18 protein-coding genes are annotated in these 18,318 nt (G+C 69.9%); 8 read left to right on the top strand and 10 right to left on the bottom strand.

All coding sequences use genetic code 11. The annotated features are described in order from the left end of the window. Positions 1-11: 11 nt before the first annotated feature. Together ABN611_RS13715 and ABN611_RS13710 are read right to left on the bottom strand one after the other, a co-directional pair. A complete protein-coding gene (locus ABN611_RS13715) occupies positions 12-224 on the bottom strand; it encodes a hypothetical protein (protein ID WP_350280239.1) in 213 nt (70 codons plus the stop codon). A 53-nt stretch (positions 225-277) separates the two neighbouring features. Then, on the bottom strand, positions 278-796 hold the full coding sequence (locus ABN611_RS13710) for a histidine phosphatase family protein (protein ID WP_350280238.1): 519 nt from the start codon (positions 794-796) through the stop codon (positions 278-280). A 75-nt stretch (positions 797-871) separates the two neighbouring features. Here ABN611_RS13710 and ABN611_RS13705 point away from each other — a divergent pair, with 75 nt between their 5' ends. The 5 genes from ABN611_RS13705 (at position 872) to ABN611_RS13685 (ending at position 6,981) form a co-directional block, all read left to right on the top strand. Beyond that, on the top strand, positions 872-2,731 hold the full coding sequence (locus ABN611_RS13705; RefSeq protein ID WP_350280237.1) for an acyl-CoA dehydrogenase: 1,860 nt from the start codon (positions 872-874) through the stop codon (positions 2,729-2,731). A gap of 273 nt (positions 2,732-3,004) precedes the next feature. Beyond that, positions 3,005-4,231, top strand: a complete 1,227-nt coding sequence (locus ABN611_RS13700; RefSeq protein ID WP_350280236.1) for a hypothetical protein — start codon at positions 3,005-3,007, stop codon at positions 4,229-4,231. Beyond that, positions 4,228-4,878, top strand: a complete 651-nt coding sequence (locus ABN611_RS13695) for a hypothetical protein (protein WP_350280235.1) — start codon at positions 4,228-4,230, stop codon at positions 4,876-4,878. The genes ABN611_RS13700 and ABN611_RS13695 overlap by 4 nt, the downstream gene beginning before the upstream one ends. Then, complete coding sequence (locus ABN611_RS13690) at positions 4,875-6,095, top strand: hypothetical protein (protein WP_350280234.1); 1,221 nt, start codon at positions 4,875-4,877, stop codon at positions 6,093-6,095. The genes ABN611_RS13695 and ABN611_RS13690 overlap by 4 nt, the downstream gene beginning before the upstream one ends. Positions 6,096-6,213: 118 nt before the next feature. Then, positions 6,214-6,981 carry a DUF4097 family beta strand repeat-containing protein gene (locus ABN611_RS13685; protein WP_350280233.1) on the top strand — a complete coding sequence of 256 codons (768 nt, stop codon included), beginning with the start codon at positions 6,214-6,216 and terminating at the stop codon, positions 6,979-6,981. 13 nt (positions 6,982-6,994) lie between these two features. On the opposite strand, the gene ABN611_RS13680 is transcribed toward ABN611_RS13685, so the two are convergent. The 8 genes from ABN611_RS13680 to ABN611_RS13645 form a co-directional block, all read right to left on the bottom strand. Beyond that, positions 6,995-7,243 carry a DUF6458 family protein gene (locus ABN611_RS13680; RefSeq protein WP_350280232.1) on the bottom strand — a complete coding sequence of 83 codons (249 nt, stop codon included), beginning with the start codon at positions 7,241-7,243 and terminating at the stop codon, positions 6,995-6,997. Between the two features lie 72 nt (positions 7,244-7,315). Then, positions 7,316-9,094, bottom strand: a complete 1,779-nt coding sequence (locus tag ABN611_RS13675) for an NHL domain-containing thioredoxin family protein (protein ID WP_350280231.1) — start codon at positions 9,092-9,094, stop codon at positions 7,316-7,318. A 62-nt stretch (positions 9,095-9,156) separates the two neighbouring features. Beyond that, the gene (locus ABN611_RS13670) at positions 9,157-10,791 is read right to left on the bottom strand and encodes a hypothetical protein (protein WP_350280230.1); all 1,635 of its coding nucleotides are present in this window, start codon (positions 10,789-10,791) and stop codon (positions 9,157-9,159) included. A gap of 123 nt (positions 10,792-10,914) precedes the next feature. Next, positions 10,915-11,820 (bottom strand): carbohydrate ABC transporter permease, encoded by a 906-nt coding sequence (locus ABN611_RS13665; protein WP_350280229.1) that lies wholly within the window; start codon positions 11,818-11,820, stop codon positions 10,915-10,917. Continuing rightward, positions 11,817-12,716 carry a sugar ABC transporter permease gene (locus ABN611_RS13660; protein WP_350280228.1) on the bottom strand — a complete coding sequence of 300 codons (900 nt, stop codon included), beginning with the start codon at positions 12,714-12,716 and terminating at the stop codon, positions 11,817-11,819. The genes ABN611_RS13665 and ABN611_RS13660 overlap by 4 nt, the downstream gene beginning before the upstream one ends. Positions 12,717-12,754: 38 nt before the next feature. Then, positions 12,755-14,035 carry an ABC transporter substrate-binding protein gene (locus ABN611_RS13655; protein WP_350280227.1) on the bottom strand — a complete coding sequence of 427 codons (1,281 nt, stop codon included), beginning with the start codon at positions 14,033-14,035 and terminating at the stop codon, positions 12,755-12,757. A 202-nt stretch (positions 14,036-14,237) separates the two neighbouring features. After that, on the bottom strand, positions 14,238-15,269 hold the full coding sequence (locus ABN611_RS13650) for a zinc-dependent alcohol dehydrogenase family protein (protein ID WP_350280226.1): 1,032 nt from the start codon (positions 15,267-15,269) through the stop codon (positions 14,238-14,240). A gap of 19 nt (positions 15,270-15,288) precedes the next feature. Beyond that, positions 15,289-15,732, bottom strand: a complete 444-nt coding sequence (locus ABN611_RS13645; protein ID WP_350280225.1) for a deazaflavin-dependent nitroreductase — start codon at positions 15,730-15,732, stop codon at positions 15,289-15,291. A 59-nt stretch (positions 15,733-15,791) separates the two neighbouring features. Here ABN611_RS13645 and ABN611_RS13640 point away from each other — a divergent pair, with 59 nt between their 5' ends. The 3 genes from ABN611_RS13640 to ABN611_RS13630 all read left to right on the top strand — a co-directional run bounded on the left by ABN611_RS13640 (position 15,792) and on the right by ABN611_RS13630 (position 18,313). After that, positions 15,792-16,253 (top strand): MarR family transcriptional regulator, encoded by a 462-nt coding sequence (locus ABN611_RS13640; RefSeq protein WP_350280224.1) that lies wholly within the window; start codon positions 15,792-15,794, stop codon positions 16,251-16,253. A 64-nt stretch (positions 16,254-16,317) separates the two neighbouring features. Next, entirely contained in the window at positions 16,318-17,646 is a 1,329-nt protein-coding gene (locus tag ABN611_RS13635; protein WP_350280223.1) for a potassium transporter TrkG, read from the top strand. Next, positions 17,639-18,313 carry a TrkA family potassium uptake protein gene (locus ABN611_RS13630; protein WP_350280222.1) on the top strand — a complete coding sequence of 225 codons (675 nt, stop codon included), beginning with the start codon at positions 17,639-17,641 and terminating at the stop codon, positions 18,311-18,313. The genes ABN611_RS13635 and ABN611_RS13630 overlap by 8 nt, the downstream gene beginning before the upstream one ends. Positions 18,314-18,318 lie beyond the last annotated feature (5 nt).

The following is an 18,318-nucleotide window of genomic DNA, read 5'->3' as shown; positions in this document are numbered from 1 at the left end:
ATCCCCTTCGCCTAACGCTCCTGACCGCCCCGGTTCTTCTTGGCGTCGTCCACGCGCCTGCGCAGCTCCTCGGGCGAGTCCCCGCGGCCGGCGCCCTTCGTGACGTTCTTCGCGGCCGCGGTCTGGCCGTTGGTCTCGAGCCGGTCGACGACCTTGCCGAACCGCCGCTGGTCGTTCAGTGCCTTGTCGCCCGCCAGATCGTCCTTCGCCCTACCCCAAGCCATAGCCGCCTCCTACGTCGCGTTTGCCTTCGCGACATCGTAGGTTTCCAGGGGGTCTACAGCTCGTACTCCCAGCCGGGCTGCCAGTTGACGCCATCGGCAACCAAATCCTCCAGTGGTGCGCGACTGCCCAGCAGGTGTTCCAGGCACCATCGGTTCGCCGAGTGTGCGACGACGAGCACCACGCGGTCGGCGTACCAGCGCTTGACGTCCTCGAGGAACGCGCGGGTCAGTTCCAGGACGTCGACGTAGCTCTGCCCACCGGGGAACGGCCGCTCGACGTACTGCGCCCGCGCCCCCTGCCGCTCCCGCGGGAGCCCGTTCAGCTCGCCGTAGTCGCACTCCCGCAGCCGCCAGTCCTGGAAGTGCGGCGCCTGGATCCCGGCCAGTTCGACGGTCTGCACCGCGCGCCGCAGATCCGAACTGAAGACGACGTCGACCCCGCCCCGCCGCTGCCCCAGCTCACGAGCCTCCGCGCGACCCCGCGCGGACAGCTCCCCCGGCAACCATCCCGTCGCGATCTCCTGCTCGTTGTCGGTCGTGGTCGCGTGCGTCTCGTATATCAGCCTGGTCACGAGTGACAGCTAACTCCCTTTGCCTTCATTACCGACGGGTATATACTTAAGTTACTCGTGAGTAAGGGAGCTTTCGTGAGCCACTACAAGTCGAACCTGCGGGACATCGAGTTCAACCTGCTCGAGGTGCTGGGCCGAGCCGACGTGCTCGGTCAGGGGCCGTACGCCGAGATGGACGTCGACACCGCCCGCGAGGTGCTCGCGGAGATCGACCGGCTGGCCAAGCACGAGCTGGCCGAGTCGTTCGCGGAGGCCGACCGGAACCCGCCGGTCTTCGACCCCGAGGCCCACGAGGTCCGGATGCCGGAGGCGTTCAAGAAGAGCTACCACGCCTACATGGACGCCGAGTGGTTCAAGCTCGAGCTCCCCGCCGAGCTGGGCGGCCAGCCGACCCCGCCGTCGCTGCGCTGGGCCGCGGCCGAGCTGGTGCTGGGCGCCAACCCGCCGGTGCACATGTACGCCGCCGGCCCGAACTTCGCGCACGTGCTCTGGCGCAACGGCACCGAGCGGGACCAGAAGATCGCGCACCACATCATCGAGCGCGGCTGGGGCGCCACCATGGTGCTGACCGAGCCGGACGCCGGCTCCGACGTCGGCGCGGGCCGCACCAAGGCCACGCTGCAGGAGGACGGCAGCTGGCACATCGAGGGCGTCAAGCGCTTCATCACCTCGGGCGAGCACGACCTGACCGAGAACATCGTGCACCTGGTGCTGGCCCGCCCGCAGGGCATCGAGGGCGTCGGCGGCCCGGGCACGAAGGGCCTGAGCCTGTTCGTGGTTCCGAAGTACCACTTCGACCTCGAGACCGGCGAGCTGACCGGTGAGCGCAACGGCGCCTTCGTCACGAACGTCGAGAAGAAGATGGGCATCAAGGTGTCCACAACCTGCGAGGTCACCTTCGGCGACGGCATCCCGGCGAAGGGCTGGCTGCTCGGCGAGGTGCACGACGGCATCGCGCAGATGTTCCAGGTGATCGAGTACGCGCGGATGATGGTCGGCACCAAGGCGATCGCGACGCTGTCGACCGGCTACCTGAACGCGCTCGAGTACGCGAAGGAGCGGGTCCAGGGCGCCGACCTGACCAACCCGGCCAAGGACGCGCCGCGGGTGACGATCACCCATCACCCCGACGTACGGCGTTCGCTGATGACGCAGAAGTCGTACGCCGAGGCGCTCCGGGCGCTGGTGCTGTTCACGGCGACGTACCAGGACCGCGCCGAGCAGGCGCGGTACGCCGGGGAGCACGACGACCTCGCCGAGCGGGTGAACGACCTGCTGCTGCCGCTGGTGAAGGGCTACGGCTCGGAGAAGTCCTGGACGCTGCTCGGCACCGAGTCGCTGCAGACGTTCGGCGGCTCCGGCTTCCTGCAGGACTACCCGATCGAGCAGTACGTCCGGGACGCGAAGATCGACACGCTCTACGAGGGCACGACCGCGATCCAGGGCCAGGACCTGTTCTTCCGGAAGATCATCAAGGACCAGGGCAAGGCGCTCGGCCACCTCGCCGAGCAGGTGCAGGCGTTCGTCGCCTCCGAGGCCGGCAACGGCCGCCTCAAGGAGGAGCGCGGACTGCTCGCCAAGGGCCTCGAGGACACGCAGAAGATCCTGGGCATCATGGGGCAGGCCCTGATGGCCAGCAACCCTCAGGCGGAGAACGGCGACCCGCGGAACGTCTACAGGGTCGGGCTGAACACCTCGCGGCTGCTGTTCGTCCTCGGCGACGTGGTCTGCTCGTGGCTGATGCTGCGCCAGGCCGAGGTCGCGCTGGAGAAGCTCGGCGGCGAGCTTTCCGCCGCTGACCAGGACTTTTACGCCGGGAAGGTGGCCGCGGCACAGTGGTTCGTGCGGTCCACGATGCCGTCGGTGCGGGCCGAGCGGGTCAAGGCCGAGCTCACCGATCTCGACGTGATGGACCTCCCGGAGAGCGCTTTCTGACTCCCAGCTCCTCCGGCTCGGCCACTTGCGCGGGTCGAGCCGGAGGCCGGGATCCGGGGCATGATTTCGCCGATCTGCCCCAGGTTGCCCCACGATCTGCCCTGTTGCGGAGCGTGACGGTGTAGCAACGTTTCTGCCCTGAAACACCGCGACCCTGGCTCGGTCTCCCCTGTCCGGGCCAGGGTCGTGTCCAACTCCGGGGGTGGGAACCGCCACATGCGTGCCTGCGTCCGTGTCAACGTGCTCAGCCCCGGTCGTCGTACGCTGTCCGCGATGCGCGTCCGATTCCTCACCGCCCTGCTCGCGGCTCTCGCGTTCCTTCCCGCCCTCCCGGCGCGCGCCGCCACCCCTGAGCTGCCGGACCGGATCGCGGCGGCCTGGCGCACCGACCGCCTGTACGTCGACGAGCGGATGCGCGCGGCGATCCCGGCGGCCGAACTGGACCGGATCCGGAGCGCGGCGCGCACCGCCGGCCTGCCCGTGTACGTCGCGCTCGTGCCGCAGACGCCGTACCTGCGGGGGAACCGGTCGGACCTGCCGACCCTGGTGCACGCGCGGATCGGCGAGCCGGGGCTGTACGTGGTCGCGATCGTGGACGGCACCTACTGGACCACGACCGCGCAGCTCTACCGCCCCGCGGGCCTCCGCGGCCGCAGCCTCGCCGGCGTCCGGACCGACGACAAGCAGCGCCTGGACGTCGTGTCGGACCGCCCGGCGCCGCAGATCGTCCGCACGATCCAGCAGGGGTCGACGGCGTACGACGGCCGCGCGCTGCCGCCCGTCCCGGCATCCGACCTGGAGCCGGACCGGGGCGGCGGCCGGCACGGCGGCCTGTCGGTGAGCGACAAGAAGGACCGGGCGACGTTCGTCGGTGCCGTCATCGGCGGCGTGCTCACGTTCGGGCTGTTCGTGGTGGGCGCGCTGCGGAACCGGCGGCGGGGCGCGAAGGGCCGGACCGACGACAAGCCGCCGGTGGAGGCGTCGGTCGTACGGCGGCTCGCGGACGGCCGGATCAAGCAGGCCGAACAGTCCCTGGCGCGCCTGGACCGGCGTCGGAACAAGTCGACCGCGCAGCTGGACCAGCGCGACGACGCCTACCGCCGGCTCGACGCGGCCCGGACGGTGCGCGCGGACCAGCCGGACGACGTACTCGCCCTGGCCGGCGCGTTCGTGCTCGCCCGGCAGGCCGAGCGGGTCGCCTCCGGTGCCGCGCTGCAGCCGCCGTGCTTCTTCGACCCGACGCATCAGCCCGGCACCGTCACGGTCGACTGGTCGGACGATGTCGAGGTGCCGGCCTGCAAGTCGTGCGCGACCGCCGTACGGCGGGGCAGGACGCCGCGTGGACTGCGCGTCCAGGCCAGGTCCGGGCTGCGCGGCCGCAAGGCGGTGCCGTACTGGACCCTCGACCCGGAGGACAGCCCGATGGTCGCCAGCGGTTTCGGCGCGCTCTCCGACGATCTGCCCGAGCGGATCACCGCGCGGAAGGACGAGGTCCGATGAGGCGGCTCGTCCTGTTGCTGGTAGCAACGGTCTTCGCGCTCACCGGGACCGCGTCGGCGGCGCCGCCGGCCGATCCGCGGATTACCGCGGCGGTCGCGGCCTGGGCGAACCTGCCGCTGTACGTCGATCCGGACTTCGTACCGGTCACCGACAGCGCCGAGACGCTGCGGGTGATCTCCGGAGCGGAGGTGCCGGTGTTCGTCGCCGTCGTACCGACCGGCGAGTGGTTCCCGGAGAAGGGCGACACCGAGTTGCTCGCGGGCCGGCTGGCGGCTGCGAACGGCAAGCCGGGGCTCTACGTCGTGATGGACGGCTCCCGGACGGACGGCGTCGCGCATCAGCTCGGTGTGTCCACGCCGAGCTGGACCTACGGTAAGCACGACGAGCCGCTCAGCCGGCAGCTCACGAAGTACCTCGACGGTGTGAAGGAGACGAGGTACAGCACGCCCGAGCCCGCCCGGACGGAGCCGTTGCCGCCCGACCCGGAGGACTCGGCGCCGCGGGAGCCCGAGCGGTTCACCGTCGGCACCGCGATCGGGCACGCCGCCGGCGGCGTCTTCATCGGCCTGATCTGCGGCGCGCTCCTGGGCGTCATCGTATTGGTCGTGGCGGCACAAGCCGGCGCACGGAAGAAAGGACGAGCGTGAAAGCCCGGATCCTGCTCACCTGCCTGGCCGCGGTGCTGACACTGCTGGTCGCCGCTCCGGCGAACGCCGGTACGACGCGGACACCGGCCGAGCGGGCGCGCGAGATCGCGACCGCGCTGGCCAAGGACCCGCTGTACCTCGACCCGGCGTACCAGACCGCCGTACCGGCCAACCTGCGGGCGGACGTCAAGAAGAAGGCGGGCGCGCTCGGCTACCCGGTCTACACGATGGTGCTGCCGCTGACGCCGAGCGACGAGTTCCAGGGCCAGGAGCAGAACGTGCTGACCCTCGTGATGGACGCGCTCAAGCGGCCGGGGTTGTACGTCGTGGTCGACGGCGGGAGCCGCTTCCCGTGGTACGAGGCGAGGAACGTCTCGCAGGTCACCGAGGAGAAGCTCGCCGCGTCGCGGACCCGCGCGCTCGAGGACACCGGGTACGACGCGGGACCGACCGAGGTACTGGCCCGGATGTACGAGCTGCTCGCGCAGCCGGGGATTCCGAAGACGTCGAAGCGCTCGGGTAGTGCCTCGCCCGTGCTCGACCCGGAGAACAACGGGGGGATCGTCGTGGCGTCGATCGTCGGCGGGCTCGTCGTCCTGGTCGGGCTCGGGCTGGTGATCGGGCGGATGCGCGGTTCCGGGTCGCGGAAGACGTTCCGGATCCCGCCGCACGTGGCCGCGACAGTCGCGGCCGAGCGGCGCCGGCGCCTGACCCGGGAGACGACCGCCGAGCTCACCACACTGGGCTCGCAGCTCGCCGCGCTCCCGGCGACATCGGGCGCGGGCCTGGTGCACCAGCATCAGCAGGCCGCGCTCGACGGCCACGCCGCCGCGTCGAAGGTGCTCGATGCCGCACCGGACCTCGTCGACCTGGTCGGCGCGATGGTGCTGCTGGACAAGGCCCGCCGGGAGTACGACGCCGCGGTCGCGGTCGCCGCCGATCGGAAGGTGGACGCCGTACCCGACCTGTGTGCGTTCAACCCGCTGCACGGGCGTTCGTCGGGGAAGCCGACCAAGGTGGAGTCCGACGGCACCACGCTGACGCTGCCGTTGTGCAACGAGTGCCGGCAGGCGCTCAAGCGCAACTCCGCACCGGCCTCGCTGCCCGGGAAGGACGGGCCGTACTGGCACGACGACTCGCTCTGGGCGCGGACCTTCTTCGGCACCACCGGCGACGACCTGGCCGGCGCCGTCTCCAGGGGCGAGCTGAGCCGCTGACAGGGCGTCCCCTGAGCACGGCTCAGGGATGCCTCGGGGGATCTGCCGGATCCTGCGGCGGCGCCTCGGAGCCTACTGTCGTTGCGACAACGTGGGTGGGCTCGAGAAGAGGCGGACGATGGCGGAGAACAAGCAGCTCGGAGTGGTCCTGCTGGTCGCGGCGGCCGGGCTGGCGTTCTGGCAGTTCGGCGACCGGCAGTCCGACGACAAGCAGACGATCGACGACAAGATCACCACGGTCCAGCTCGCGGCCGCCAGCGCCGACGTCACGATCCGGGTGTCCGACGACGACCGGACGACCGTGCAGGAGAAGCGCAAGTTCTGGTTCTTCAAGCGCGGCGAGGCGTACTCCGTCGAGAACGGCGTACTGAAGCTGGACGGCGACTGCGGCTGGCAGTGCACCGCCGACTTCGAGGTGACCGTGCCGCGCGGCACGAAGGTCACCGGCGAGAACGGCAGCGGCGACCTCGACCTGACCGGTGTCGGCGGGGTCGACGCGAAGTCCCGCTCCGGCGAGGTGCAGCTCCGCGACGTGGACGGCGACGTGAACCTCGACGTCACCTCAGGCGACATCTCGGTGGACGGCCTGGCCGGCAAGCTCCGGGTCCGGGCGAACTCCGGCGACATCGAGGCGACGGGCGTCCGGGGCGCGACCGACGTCGAGACCACCTCCGGCGACATCGAGGTGACCGTCAGCGAGCCCGCCGACGTCCGCGCCAAGGGCACCAGCGGCGACATCGAGATCACCGCGCCCGGCGGCGACTACAAGGTCAGCACCGACACCAAGCACGGTGAGGTCGAGAACGAGCTCGGCAACGCCGAGACCGGCAGTCACACACTGACCGCGACCACCACGTCCGGCAACATCGAGCTCCACCGGGAGTAGAGGACCTGGCTGCTCACTCCCGGATGTTGCGGTGGTTCTCCTCCACCACGCGGTACTCCTCCTCGACCGCCGGGTCGATCGCGTCGGTTTCCACCCGGCGACGGCGGTTGGTGATGTAGAAGGAGAGCACGATGCCGGCGATACCGGCGAGGAGCAGGATGTAGCCGACGACCTGCAGGTTGACGGCGTCCCAGCTGTCCCGAACGGCGAACGCGAAGACGGCGCCCACCACCATCAAGAAGATCCCCACACCAATGCTCATCGAGGTCCTCGCCTCCCGGGCCGTGACTGTCTGACTACGCCACCTCCCCGGTACCCCGATGCCAAACAGGCACTACCGCCCGCCGGAGAGCACCAGTTCGAGGCGGTCGGGGCCGTCCGGGGTGATCTGGACCGGAACGCCCCAGTCCTGACGGTGCATGTGGCAGGCGGGGAACTCCACCTCGGCGGAGTCGTCACAGGAAGCGGCCTGAACCGCCACGTGCAGTACTCCGGAACCGGCGTGCGGGTCGATGACGAGGCGTCGTACCAGGTCGGTGGAGTCACCGGCGCCCTCGCGGAGCAGGGTGTCGGGGGTGGACGAGACCAGCAGCCGCGTCGACGGCCCGTAGCGGTCGTCGAGCTTCTGGCCGGGCGGCGGCGTGAAGACGACCTCGAGCGTCACCTCGCCGGCGGCCAGATCCATCGGCGGCCGCTGCGCGCGGGTGCTGAACTCGTCCGCGACGGCGGAGGCGCCCAGCGGGATCCGGGTCAGCCGGTGCGCGGCGGACTCGACCACGAGCAGTTCGTTGCCCACGACAACGGCACCGCTGGGCTCGGCGAGTCCGGTCGCCATCGTCTCGACGCTCTCGGTGGTTCGGTCGTACCGGCGGACCGCGCCGTTGTAGGTGTCCGCGATCGCGATCGAGCCGTCCGGCAGCACGGTCACGCCGAGCGGGTGCTGCAGCAGCGCCTCACTGGCCTTGCCGTCGCGGAGCCCGAAGTCGAACAGCCCGGTGCCGACGGCGGTGTGTACGTCGGTGTCGATCCAGCGCAGCGCGGAGATCTCCGAGTCCGCGAGCCACAACCGGTCGCCGTCCGCCGCGAGCCCGCTGGTCTGCGCGAACCACGCCTCGCCGAGCGGCCCGTCCTTCAACCCTTCGTTGGTCGTCCCGGCCGCGATCTCGGTCACGCCGGTGAACGGGTCGAACGTCCACAGCTGGTGGACGCCGGCCATGGCGATCCACACCTTGCCGCCCCACCACGCCACATCCCAGGGCGAACTCAGGACGTCGGTCCCGTCACCGTCCATCCACTGCTTGCCCGTGCCGGCGAGCGTTCGTACGTCGCCGGTCGCCAGTGAGATCCCGCGCAGCGCGTGGTTGACGGTGTCCGCGACCACGACGTCGTATCCGACCTCGCGCGCGACCTCGTCCGGTAGCACGACGAGACCGTTCGGCTCGGAGAAGCTCGCCTCGGACGCCGGGCCGTCGGCGAATCCACGCGCGCCGGTGCCGATCCGCCGTACGACGGTCGTCGCGTCGGCCGCGAGCTCGACGATGCTGTGGTTGCCGGCGTCCGCGACGAGGAACCCGTTGTCCACCGCAGCCACCTTCGCCGGGAACCGCAGGTCGGTCGGCTCGGGCTCGGGCGCGACGTACGGCGACTTGCCGCGGGTCAGCGTGCCCGCCGCCTCGTGCTCGGCCACCAGCTCGGTCAGCAGCGCGTCCAGGGCGTGCAGGTGCCCTTCCCCGGAGTACTGCGCGACGATGTAGCCGTTCGGGTCGACGAGCACGAGGGTCGGCCAAGCGCGGGCGGTGTAGTTCTGCCAGGTGACCAGCTCCGGGTCGTCCAGCACCGGATGCCCGACCTCGTACCGCTCGACCGCGGCCCGGACCGCGGCTTCCTCACCCTCGTGCGCGAACTTCGGCGAATGCACACCGACGATCACCAGCGCGTCGCCGTACTTCTCCTCCAACGGCCGCAGCTCGTCCAGCACGTGCAGGCAGTTGATACAGCAGAAGGTCCAAAAATCGAGGAGGAGAAAGCGTCCCCGGAAGTCGGCCAACGCCAGCTCCCGCCCACCCGTGTTCAACCACCCACGACCCCGCAACTCCGGCGCACGCACATGCATGCCCCCATTCTGCGCGGCGGCTCAACCGCCCCCGCCGTCGCCTCACCCCTTGGGACTTTGCGTCAGCGGGGCAGGATCAGGGTGTCGGTGAGGAGTTTGGCGGTTTTGCGGAGGGTGGCGGGGGACGAGGAGAGGTCGGTGGCGAGGGTGTAGGGGGTGAGTTGCTCGCCGGGGCCGACCAGGCAGTGGCGGTGGGCGATCAGCCAGACGATGGCGCGCGGCCAGGTGGAGAGGCGGGCCTTCGCGAGCAGGTCGGGGGCGTCGCGGACCAGCCGCTCCGCGATGTCGAAGGCGTCCGGGGCGTACGCCGTCCCGAGGGTTTCGCCGGCCATCAACCAGGCGTGCGGGGCCAGCACCGACAGCGTGGCGGCCTGGTGGTTGTCGAGGCCGGTCAGGTCGGGCTGGGGCGGCGAACCGAGGCCGGCCAGCGCGCGGTACGCGTCCTCGAGGTCGTTGGTGGTGTCGTCGAGGAAGACCCGCTCGCCGGGCTTCGAGCCGACCGGGTCGATCATCGCGGCGGCCTCGAGCGCCGGCTGCCAGACGTCGACCGCGTCCACCGCCTCGTCGACGACGTCCAGCGGCAGCTCGGTCCGCTCGCCGGCGAACTCGAGCCACGCCTTCACCACCACCGGCACCGCGTCGAAGTAGGTGCTGTCGGCAAGCACCTTGCGCGGCAACCACTGGGACAGGAAGAGCTCGACCAGGACGGCGCTGACCCGCAGCGGGCCGCCCACCGTGTGGTCGACGGCGTGGTCGATCCACAGCCGGACGATGTCCGGGGCGTCGGCCGGCAACCCGGCGGCGAACCGCGACGCGAGGAACTCCTCGACCAGTTGCTCGCGCTGCCGCGGGGACAGCAGCGGGCGCATCGGCGGCCGGACCGGGCGCTCCGGCATCTGGGTCAGCCGGTTCACCAGCAGGCCGGTGAAGAACTCGAAGTCCTCGCTGACCGGAGGGTCGTCGTAGTCGCGGGTCTCGCCGAGCGCCTGCAGGATGATCCCGGCCGCGATCGGCGGGCGGACGGTCCGGATGGTCACCCGGCCGCCGCGCTGGTACGCCTCCAGGACGCGGTCCACCGGCGGGCCGACGAACACGTCCTTGATGATCGCGCCGATGTTGTTGTCGATGAACACCACCAGGGTGTGCGGGTGCTGCTCGTCGTCGTAGTCGAGCACGACGCTCAGCCCGTCACCGGTGATGTCCTCGGACACGATCGCGCTGGTCAGCCGGAAGCCCGCGATCCGCGTGACCCATTCGGGAACCTCGTCCTGGGTGCGCAGCCGGGAGACGTGCGCGCGCTGCAGCGGCAGCCGGCCCGCGGGACCGACGGTCCGCGCCAGGCTGGTCAGCAGGACGAAGGACTCGGGATCACGGCGCTCACCGAGCACCCGGGCCGCGTCGGCCCAGAAGAAGCGCTCCACCTCGCCGATCTCGTCCGGTCGCCCGGCCGGCCACAGCTGGTCGGCGAGCATCGCCGCCGAGCGCGCCACGGACGCCTCGGCGATCACCGGATGCAGGGCGGCCGGCACCGCGGCCATGTCGAGGGCAAGCGTTTCCAGCAGGGTCTCCAGCACGGCGACGCTCGGCGTGGTGTCGACATCGACACCCGCCGCCGGTACGCACGGTTCGCCGGGCTCCGAGCCGACCAGCCGGAGATGGCTGGGTCGCCCGTCCCGTCCACGAGGAGACTTGGTCACCTCCGTGAGATTACCGTCCGTTCGCACTCCGCCGCAGTCCCCTGCGCGCGTCCTGTGGACAACTCGGAGAACGACGGCCCGTGCTCGTCCGAGCACGGGCCGTCAGGAGCACCACCGGCCGGCTCAGCCCTTCAGGGCACCGGCCATCAGCCCGCCGATGAACCACCGGCCGAGCAGGATGTAGACCAGCAGCGTCGGGAACGACGTGATCAGCGCCCCCGCCATCGAGGCGGCGTAGTCGACCTTCTGGCCGCCCGCCAGCGCCGCCAGGCCGAGCGTCACCGGCCCGTTGTTCTGCTGCGTCAGGAACAGCGCGAACAGGAAGTCGTTCCAGACCGAGGTGAACTGCCAGATCAGCGTCACCACGAACCCGGAGATCGAGATCGGCAGGATGATCCGCGCGTACGTCTGGACCAGCCCGGCGCCGTCCACCCGGGCCGACTCGATGATCTCGTTCGGCACGATCGTGGCGTAGTAGTTGCGGAAGATCAGCGTGCAGATCGGGATGCCGTAGATGCAGTGCGCGATGATCAGCGTCGGCACGCCCCGGGTGACGTCCAGCTCGGTGAACGTCGTCCGCAGCGGCAGCATCACCGCCTGGTACGGGATGAACATCCCGAACAGGATGAACGCGAACACGAAGTTCGCCCCCGGGAACCGCCAGCGAGCCAGCACGAACCCGTTCACGGACCCGATCATCGAGGAGATGATCGCCGCCGGGACCGCCAGCGACAGCGACCGGATCATGTACGGCTGCAGCACGTCCCAGGCCTTGCGCCAGGGCTCCAGCGTCCACTCCTTCGGCAGGTTCCACTGCGAGGCCGCCGTCGTGTCGCTGGAGGTCTTGAAGCTGGTGATCAGGACGACGTACACCGGGATCAGCACGAACAGCAGGAAGAGCAGCAGCAGGATGTAACGCACCGTCCGGCTGCGCCGCGTCGAACCGTCCGCGATCACCCCGCGCTTCTGCGGCTTCCGGCGGATCGCCGCGGCGGCCTGCCCGGTCGCGGCCGCGGTCTCGGCGCTCATTCGTCACTCTCCTGCCGGACGGTGTAGGCGACGTACGGGATGACGAGGACGGCGACGACCGCGAGCATCACGATCGCGATCGCGGCCGCCTTGGCCTGGTCGCTGCGGAGCAACGTGTTCCACATGTAGACCGCGGGTACTTCGGTGCGGAACTGGTTCGGCCCCGTGATCGCGTAGATCAGGTCGAACAGCTTCAGCGACATGTGCCCGAGGATGATCAGCGCGGACAGCGCGATCGGCGACAACTGCGGGAACAGCACGTGCCGGTAGAGCTTGAACTCCGACGCCCCGTCCACCCGGGCCGCCTCGCGCAGCTCCGGTGGGATGCCCCGGAAGCCGGCCAGGAACAACGCCATGATGTACCCGGACAGCTGCCAGATCGCCGGTAGTGCGATCGAAAGCATCGTCGTCCACCGGCTGCCCGCGGTCCACCACGGATTCTCCAGGAAGCCCAGATGGAGGATCTCGAACAGCCGGTTCAGCCCACGGGCGTCCTCGCCCTCGGACGGGTTCAGCAACCAGCCCCAGACCACGCCCGAGGCGATCATCGAGATCGCCATCGGGAACAGGTAGATCGACCGGAAGACCGACTCGCCGGGCACCCCCTTCTCCAGCAGCAGCGCCCAGAGCACGCCGAAGATCAGCGTGCCCACGATGAACGCCACCGTGAGCACGCCGAGGTTCTTCAGCGAGTTGAGGAACCGCTCCTCGGTGAAGAGGTTCCCGTAGTTCTCGAACCCGACGTAGTCGGCCGGGCCCTTGCGAGCGGTGTGCCGGTCCGTCAGCGAGGTGTTGAAGGACCAGGCGATCAAGCCGTAGACGAAGTACCCGAGCAGCAGCACGGTCGGCAGCAGCACCAGGGCACCGGGTCCCCAGGTGCGAATTCTTCCGTGCACTTGTCAGTCCTCCACCCCTGCCGGTAACGGGTGTCGCATCAGCTCGTCTTCATCGCGGCGCCGAGTGCCGACTGCAGCTTGGCGACGTCCGGGCTGCCGCTGAACTGGCTGATCGCGGACAGGATGTCGTTGTTCTGTCCCAGCGTGCAGGCCGCACCGTGCGCGCAGGACGGGACGATCTTGTCCTTCTTCCAGTCCGCCATCGCGCTCTGCTGGTACTTCGGGTAGTCGGCCGGGTTCGCGTCCGAACGGGCCGGGATCGAGCCCTTCTTGGTGTTGAACGCCTTCTGGCCCTCGGCGGAGCCGGTGACCTTCAGCCAGCACTTCGCGCCCTCCGGGTTCTGCCCGTTGGTCGGCAGCGTGAACGAGTCGGCGAGGAACTGGAACGAGCCCGCGGTGCCCGGCGACGGCCAGTAGGTGTACGCCGTGTCCGGCACCTTGTCGGCCAGCTGCTGCGCGGCGACCCAGTCGCCCATCAGGGTGTACCCGGCCTTGCCGCTGTTCACGTAGCCCAGCGCGTCCGGCCAGTCGATCGCCTCGCGGTCGCTGTTGGTGAACGTGAGCAGCGTCTTGTACTTGTTCAGCGCCGCGGTCACGTCACCGCCGGCCCAATCAGTCTTGCCGTCCCACAGACCGGTGAACTTGTCCGGGCCGAGCTCGGCCAGCAGCACGGCCTCGACCAGCATCTCCTGCGCGAAGCCCTTGGAGATCGCCAGCGGTGCGGTCACCCCGGCGGCCTTCAGCTTGGTCAGGTCGGCGATCCAGGCGTCGATGGACGCGGGCGCCGTGGCGGCGTCGAGGTTCGCCTTCTTCAGCACCGCCGGGTTCGCCCAGACCACGTTCGCCCGGTGCACGTTCGCCGGGATCGAGTAGATCTTGCCGTCGACGGTGAGGTTGTCGATCAGGTTCTGCGGGAAGGCCTTGTCCAGCCCGAACTCCTTGTACAGGCCGCTGACGTCGTCGACCTGACCGGCGTTGATGTAGTCCCGCAGCTCGGCGCCCGCGTGCGCCTGGAAGGTGGACGGCGGCTTACCCGCCTGCAGGTCGTTGGCCAGCACCTGCTTGGCGTTCGAGCCCGCGCCACCGGCGACGGCCGAGTTGACGAACTTGTAGTCCTTGCACTCGGTCGCGAACGTCGACACCAGACCGTCCAGACCGGCCTTCTCGCCACCGTCGGCCCACCAGGTGAAGACCGTGACGTCCTTGCTCGCCGCCGAGTCCCCGCCACCGCCGCCGTCGTCGCTGTTCCCGCAGGCGCTGACCGCGAGAAGACCCGCCGCGCCCATCAGCGCCAGGGTCTTGCTCAGACCACCACGCATGATTCACTCTCCGATCGGTTGCTGGAGCCGCCTGTGACAACGATGCCCCCTTGACGGCCCAACTGTTGTCACGCGGCACGCCGGGTGTCAACGCTCCGCGCAGTCGCGTTGCGCAGCCGTGACCCCGCGCGGGTTGACAGTGTGAGAGCGCGCACATTCGTGGTCCGGCCGGGCACTCCGCGCAGCCGGACTGCGCGAAACGTCAGGGACGCAGCAACACCTTGATCGCCCGCCGCTCGTGCATCGCGGCGTACCCCTCGGCGACGTCCGCGAGCGGGAGCTCGGAGTCGAACACCTTGCCCGGGTCGATGGCCCCGGACAGCACGTCGTTCATCAGGTCGGGCAGGTACGCGCGGCACAGCGCGGCACCGCCGTTGAGGCCGACGTTCCGCCCGAACATGGTCCCGATCGGCACCTCGACCCCGTGCGGTACGCCGACGAAGCCGACTGTCGCGCCGGCCCGCGCGACCTCGAAGGCGGTCTCCATCGACTGCTTGGTGCCGACGCATTCGAGGACCGCGTCCGCGCCGACTCCCTTCGTCAGCTCGAGTACGGCGTCCCGCGCCGCGTCGCCGCGCTCGGCAATGATGTCCGTGGCACCGAACTCCTTCGCCAGCTTCTGCCGGGGCGCGTGCCGCGACAGCGCGACGACCCGTTCCGCCCCCATCCGCGAGGCCGCGAGGACGCCGCAGAGCCCGACCGCACCATCACCCACGACCACCACGGTGTCGCCGGGCTTCACTCGAGCCGACCGCGCCGCATGCCAGCCGGTGCCCATCACGTCGGACAGCGTCAGCAGCGACGGGACCATCGCGTCGTCCGGCGGCTCGGGCGTCGCGACCAGCGTGCCGTCGGCGTACGGCAGCTTCACGTACTCCCCCTGTCCGCCGTCCGCCTTGCCACTGCCGTAGCCGACCAGGTTCTGGCAGGCGGTGTGGAAGCCGGCGAGGCAGTGCGGACAGGTCCCGTCACCCACCACGAACGGCGCGATCACGAAGTCGCCGGGATTGACCGTGCGGACCTCGCCCCCGACCTCCTCCACGATGCCGACGAACTCGTGCCCGATCGGCCGCGGCTTCTTGACCTGGTTCTCGCCGCGGTACGGCCAGAGGTCGGAGCCACAGATGCACGAGGCAACGACCTTGACCACCGCGTCGCCCGGCCCTTCGATCTTCGGGTCCGGGCGCTCTTCCAGGCGAACGTCGAACGCTCCGTGGATCACCGTGGCTCGCATGGCCACACACTAGACGCGTTCAGACCGGGATGACCTCGAAAACCACCGATCGGGGGGCGGCCGCGGCGAACTCGTCCGGGGTGGGTCCGGTCACGGCGCCGAGCTTGAGGAAGAACTGCACGCCGTGCGGCACCTCGATCGGGAACGCGCGCAGTACCTTCTCCCGGTCCCGTACGTCGGGCAGCGGCTCGAGCCGGACCTTCTGCTTGCGCCGGCCCTGGGTCAGCACGCCCCAGCCGGCCGCGGACGCGTTTCGGACCCAGTCGGACTGCGGCGCCGGGCTCAGCACGTACCGCCGCCCGTCCACGGTCAGCGGCGACACCGGGGTGGTGCGCAACTGCCCGCTCGACCGGCCCGGCACGGACAGCAGGTGAATGGTCCCGGGCCGCAGGCCGAGCTTGTGCAACACCTTCACCAGGCGGTTCACCGGCTTCAGCCATCCCGGCAGTCCCTCTACAGCCACGACATCCTCCAGATTGTTTCGATGATCGAAAGGTTCTCTTCGATGGTAGAATCTTTCGAGTGTCGAAACAATCCCTGATCGCGGAGATCACCGAGACGGTCGCCCGGTTCCAGGACGCGACCGATCGCGTGGACGCGGCCGCGGCCGCCGTCCTCGGACTGAACCGCACCGACCTGGTCTGCCTCGGTGTCCTGGCCCGCGGCGGACCGCTGCCGGCGGGGCAGCTCGCGATCGAGGCAGGGCTGAGCCCCGCCGCGATGACGGCCGGCATCGAACGGCTCGAGAAGGCCGGGTACGCCGGCCGCACCCGCGACGGCGCCGACCGGCGCCGAGTCCTCGTCACGGCGACGCCGCTCGCCGTACGACGCCTCACCGAGATCTACGGGCCACTGGAGAAGCTCGGCTCCGCGAGACTCGCGAAGTACACACTGGCCGAACTGGAGACGATCCGCGACTTCCTCGGCCAGGGCATCGAACTCCAGAGCGAGCAGGCGGAACGGATCCAAGAACTCAGCGGCTGAAACGGGTCTGCGCTACGCCGCGGCTAAGCTGCCCTCCGGTGGATCCCGACCGACGGAGGACCGGATGAAGTGGCGGCACCCCGGCCAGGTGGTGGTGGCCGGGTTCGCGCTGGCCACGATCGTCGGGACCGTGCTGCTGATGCTCCCGGTCTCCGCTGCGAGCGGGGAGCCGACCGGGCTGGTGACGGCGTTGTTCACGGCGGTGTCGGCGGTCTGCGTCACCGGCCTGATCGTGGTCGACACGCCGACGTACTGGTCCGGGTTCGGTGAAGCGGTGATTCTCGGGCTGATCCAGATCGGCGGGCTGGGTGTGATGACCCTGGCCTCGGTGCTGGCGATGCTGGTGGCGCACCGGATGGGCATGCGGATGCAGTTGTTCGCCCAGGCGGAGACGAAGGCGCTCGGGCTGGGGAGCGTTCGCAGCGTCGTGTTCGGCGTGATCCGGCTCAGCCTGATCGTCGAGGCCGCGGTGGCGGTGCTGCTGGCCCTGCGGTTCGGGTTCGGGTACGACGAGTCGTTCTGGCGCTCGGTGTACCTCGGGGTGTTCCACGCCGTGTCGGCGTACAACAACGCCGGCTTCGCCCTGTACAGCGACAACCTGATCGGCTTCGCCACGGACCCGTTGATCCTGTTCCCGATCATCGTCGCGGTGATCGTCGGCGGTCTGGGCTTCCCGGTGATCGCGGAGGTGCTGCGGCGGCGGGAACGCCGCGGCCGGCGCTGGTCGCTGCACACCCGGGTGACAGTGCTGATGTACGGCGTCCTGCTGGCGGTCGGCACGGTCGGCGTCCTGCTGACCGAGTGGCGGAACCCGAACACCCTCGGCGGTCTCGATCTGCACCACAAACTGCTGGCCGGGCTGTCGCACGGGGTCATGCCGCGCACGGCGGGGTTCAACAGCCTGGACCTGGCGCACTTCGAACCCACCACCTTGCTGATGAACGACGTCCTGATGTTCATCGGCGGCGGCAGCGCGGGTACGGCGGGCGGCATCAAGGTGACCACCTTCGCCCTGCTGGGCTTCGTCATCCTCGCCGAGATCCGCGGCGAGCCGACCGTCCACGTGCTCGGCCGGCGGTTGCCCGCCGACCTCCAGCGGCAGGCGCTGACGGTCGCGCTCCTCGGGGTCGCCGTGGTGATGATCGGCACCGTGGCGCTGCTGGCGATGACGTCGTTCAGACTGGACGAGGTGCTTTTCGAGTCGGTCTCGGCGTTCGGTACGGTCGGTCTGTCGACCGGGATCACCGCCAAGATCCCGGTGGCCGGGCAGTTGGTTCTGGTCGCCCTGATGTTCATCGGACGGCTCGGGCCGATCACCATGGCCTCGGCGCTCGCGCTGCGTGAACGCCCTCGCCGCTACGAACTACCTGAGGAGCGACCCGTCGTTGGCTGACCCACAGCGCCCCAAGAACCCGTCCCGCGTCGTCGTCATCGGGCTGGGCCGGTTCGGCAGCTCGCTGGCACGCGAGCTCGCCCGGCGGGGGTACGAGATCCTCGGGCTCGACGCCGATCCACGCCAGGTGCAGCTGATCTCGGACGACCTGACGCACACGGCGGTCGCCGACACCACCGACGAGGAGGCGCTGCGGCAACTCGGCGTACCGGACTTCGAACGCGCCGTCGTCGGCATCGGCAACAACCTCGAGGCGAGCATCCTGACCACCTCGCTGCTGGTCGACTTCGGGGTCCCGAACATCTGGGCGAAGGCACTGAATCACCAGCAGGCCCGGATCCTGGAGCGCGTCGGCGCGCACCACGTCGTGCTGCCCGAACACGACATGGGCGAACGGGTCGCGCACCTGGTCACCGGCCGGATGCTCGACTTCATCCAGTTCGAGGACGACTACGCGATCATCAAGACCATCGCCCCGCGCGAAGCCGACGGCCTGCCGCTCGGCGAGAGCCGGCTGCGCAGCAAGTACGACGTCACCGTCGTCGGCATCAAGCGGCCCGGAGAGGGTTTCACCTACGCGACCGCGGAGACCGTCGTCCACAAGGGCGACGTCCTGATCGTGGCCGGCAAGACCGCCGCCGTCGAGCGGGTCGCCGACCTCGACTGACCCCG

The organism is Kribbella sp. HUAS MG21 (assembly GCF_040254265.1).
Lineage (GTDB): Bacteria > Actinomycetota > Actinomycetes > Propionibacteriales > Kribbellaceae > Kribbella.
This window is presented reverse-complemented; position numbering and strand designations above follow the sequence as displayed.

Bases quoted from the DNA above. Each gene is read 5' to 3' on its own strand.
- ABN611_RS13700 (WP_350280236.1), top strand. From the start codon at position 3,005: ATGCGCGTCCGATTCCTCACCGCCCTGCTCGCGGCTCTCGCGTTCCTT.
- ABN611_RS13675 (WP_350280231.1), bottom strand. From the start codon at position 9,094: ATGCATGTGCGTGCGCCGGAGTTGCGGGGTCGTGGGTGGTTGAACACG.
- ABN611_RS13655 (WP_350280227.1), bottom strand. From the start codon at position 14,035: ATGCGTGGTGGTCTGAGCAAGACCCTGGCGCTGATGGGCGCGGCGGGT.
- ABN611_RS13715 (WP_350280239.1), bottom strand. From the start codon at position 224: ATGGCTTGGGGTAGGGCGAAGGACGATCTGGCGGGCGACAAGGCACTG.
- ABN611_RS13680 (WP_350280232.1), bottom strand. From the start codon at position 7,243: ATGAGCATTGGTGTGGGGATCTTCTTGATGGTGGTGGGCGCCGTCTTC.
- ABN611_RS13685 (WP_350280233.1), top strand. From the start codon at position 6,214: ATGGCGGAGAACAAGCAGCTCGGAGTGGTCCTGCTGGTCGCGGCGGCC.
- ABN611_RS13695 (WP_350280235.1), top strand. From the start codon at position 4,228: ATGAGGCGGCTCGTCCTGTTGCTGGTAGCAACGGTCTTCGCGCTCACC.
- ABN611_RS13650 (WP_350280226.1), bottom strand. From the start codon at position 15,269: ATGCGAGCCACGGTGATCCACGGAGCGTTCGACGTTCGCCTGGAAGAG.
- ABN611_RS13635 (WP_350280223.1), top strand. From the start codon at position 16,318: ATGAAGTGGCGGCACCCCGGCCAGGTGGTGGTGGCCGGGTTCGCGCTG.
- ABN611_RS13665 (WP_350280229.1), bottom strand. From the start codon at position 11,820: ATGAGCGCCGAGACCGCGGCCGCGACCGGGCAGGCCGCCGCGGCGATC.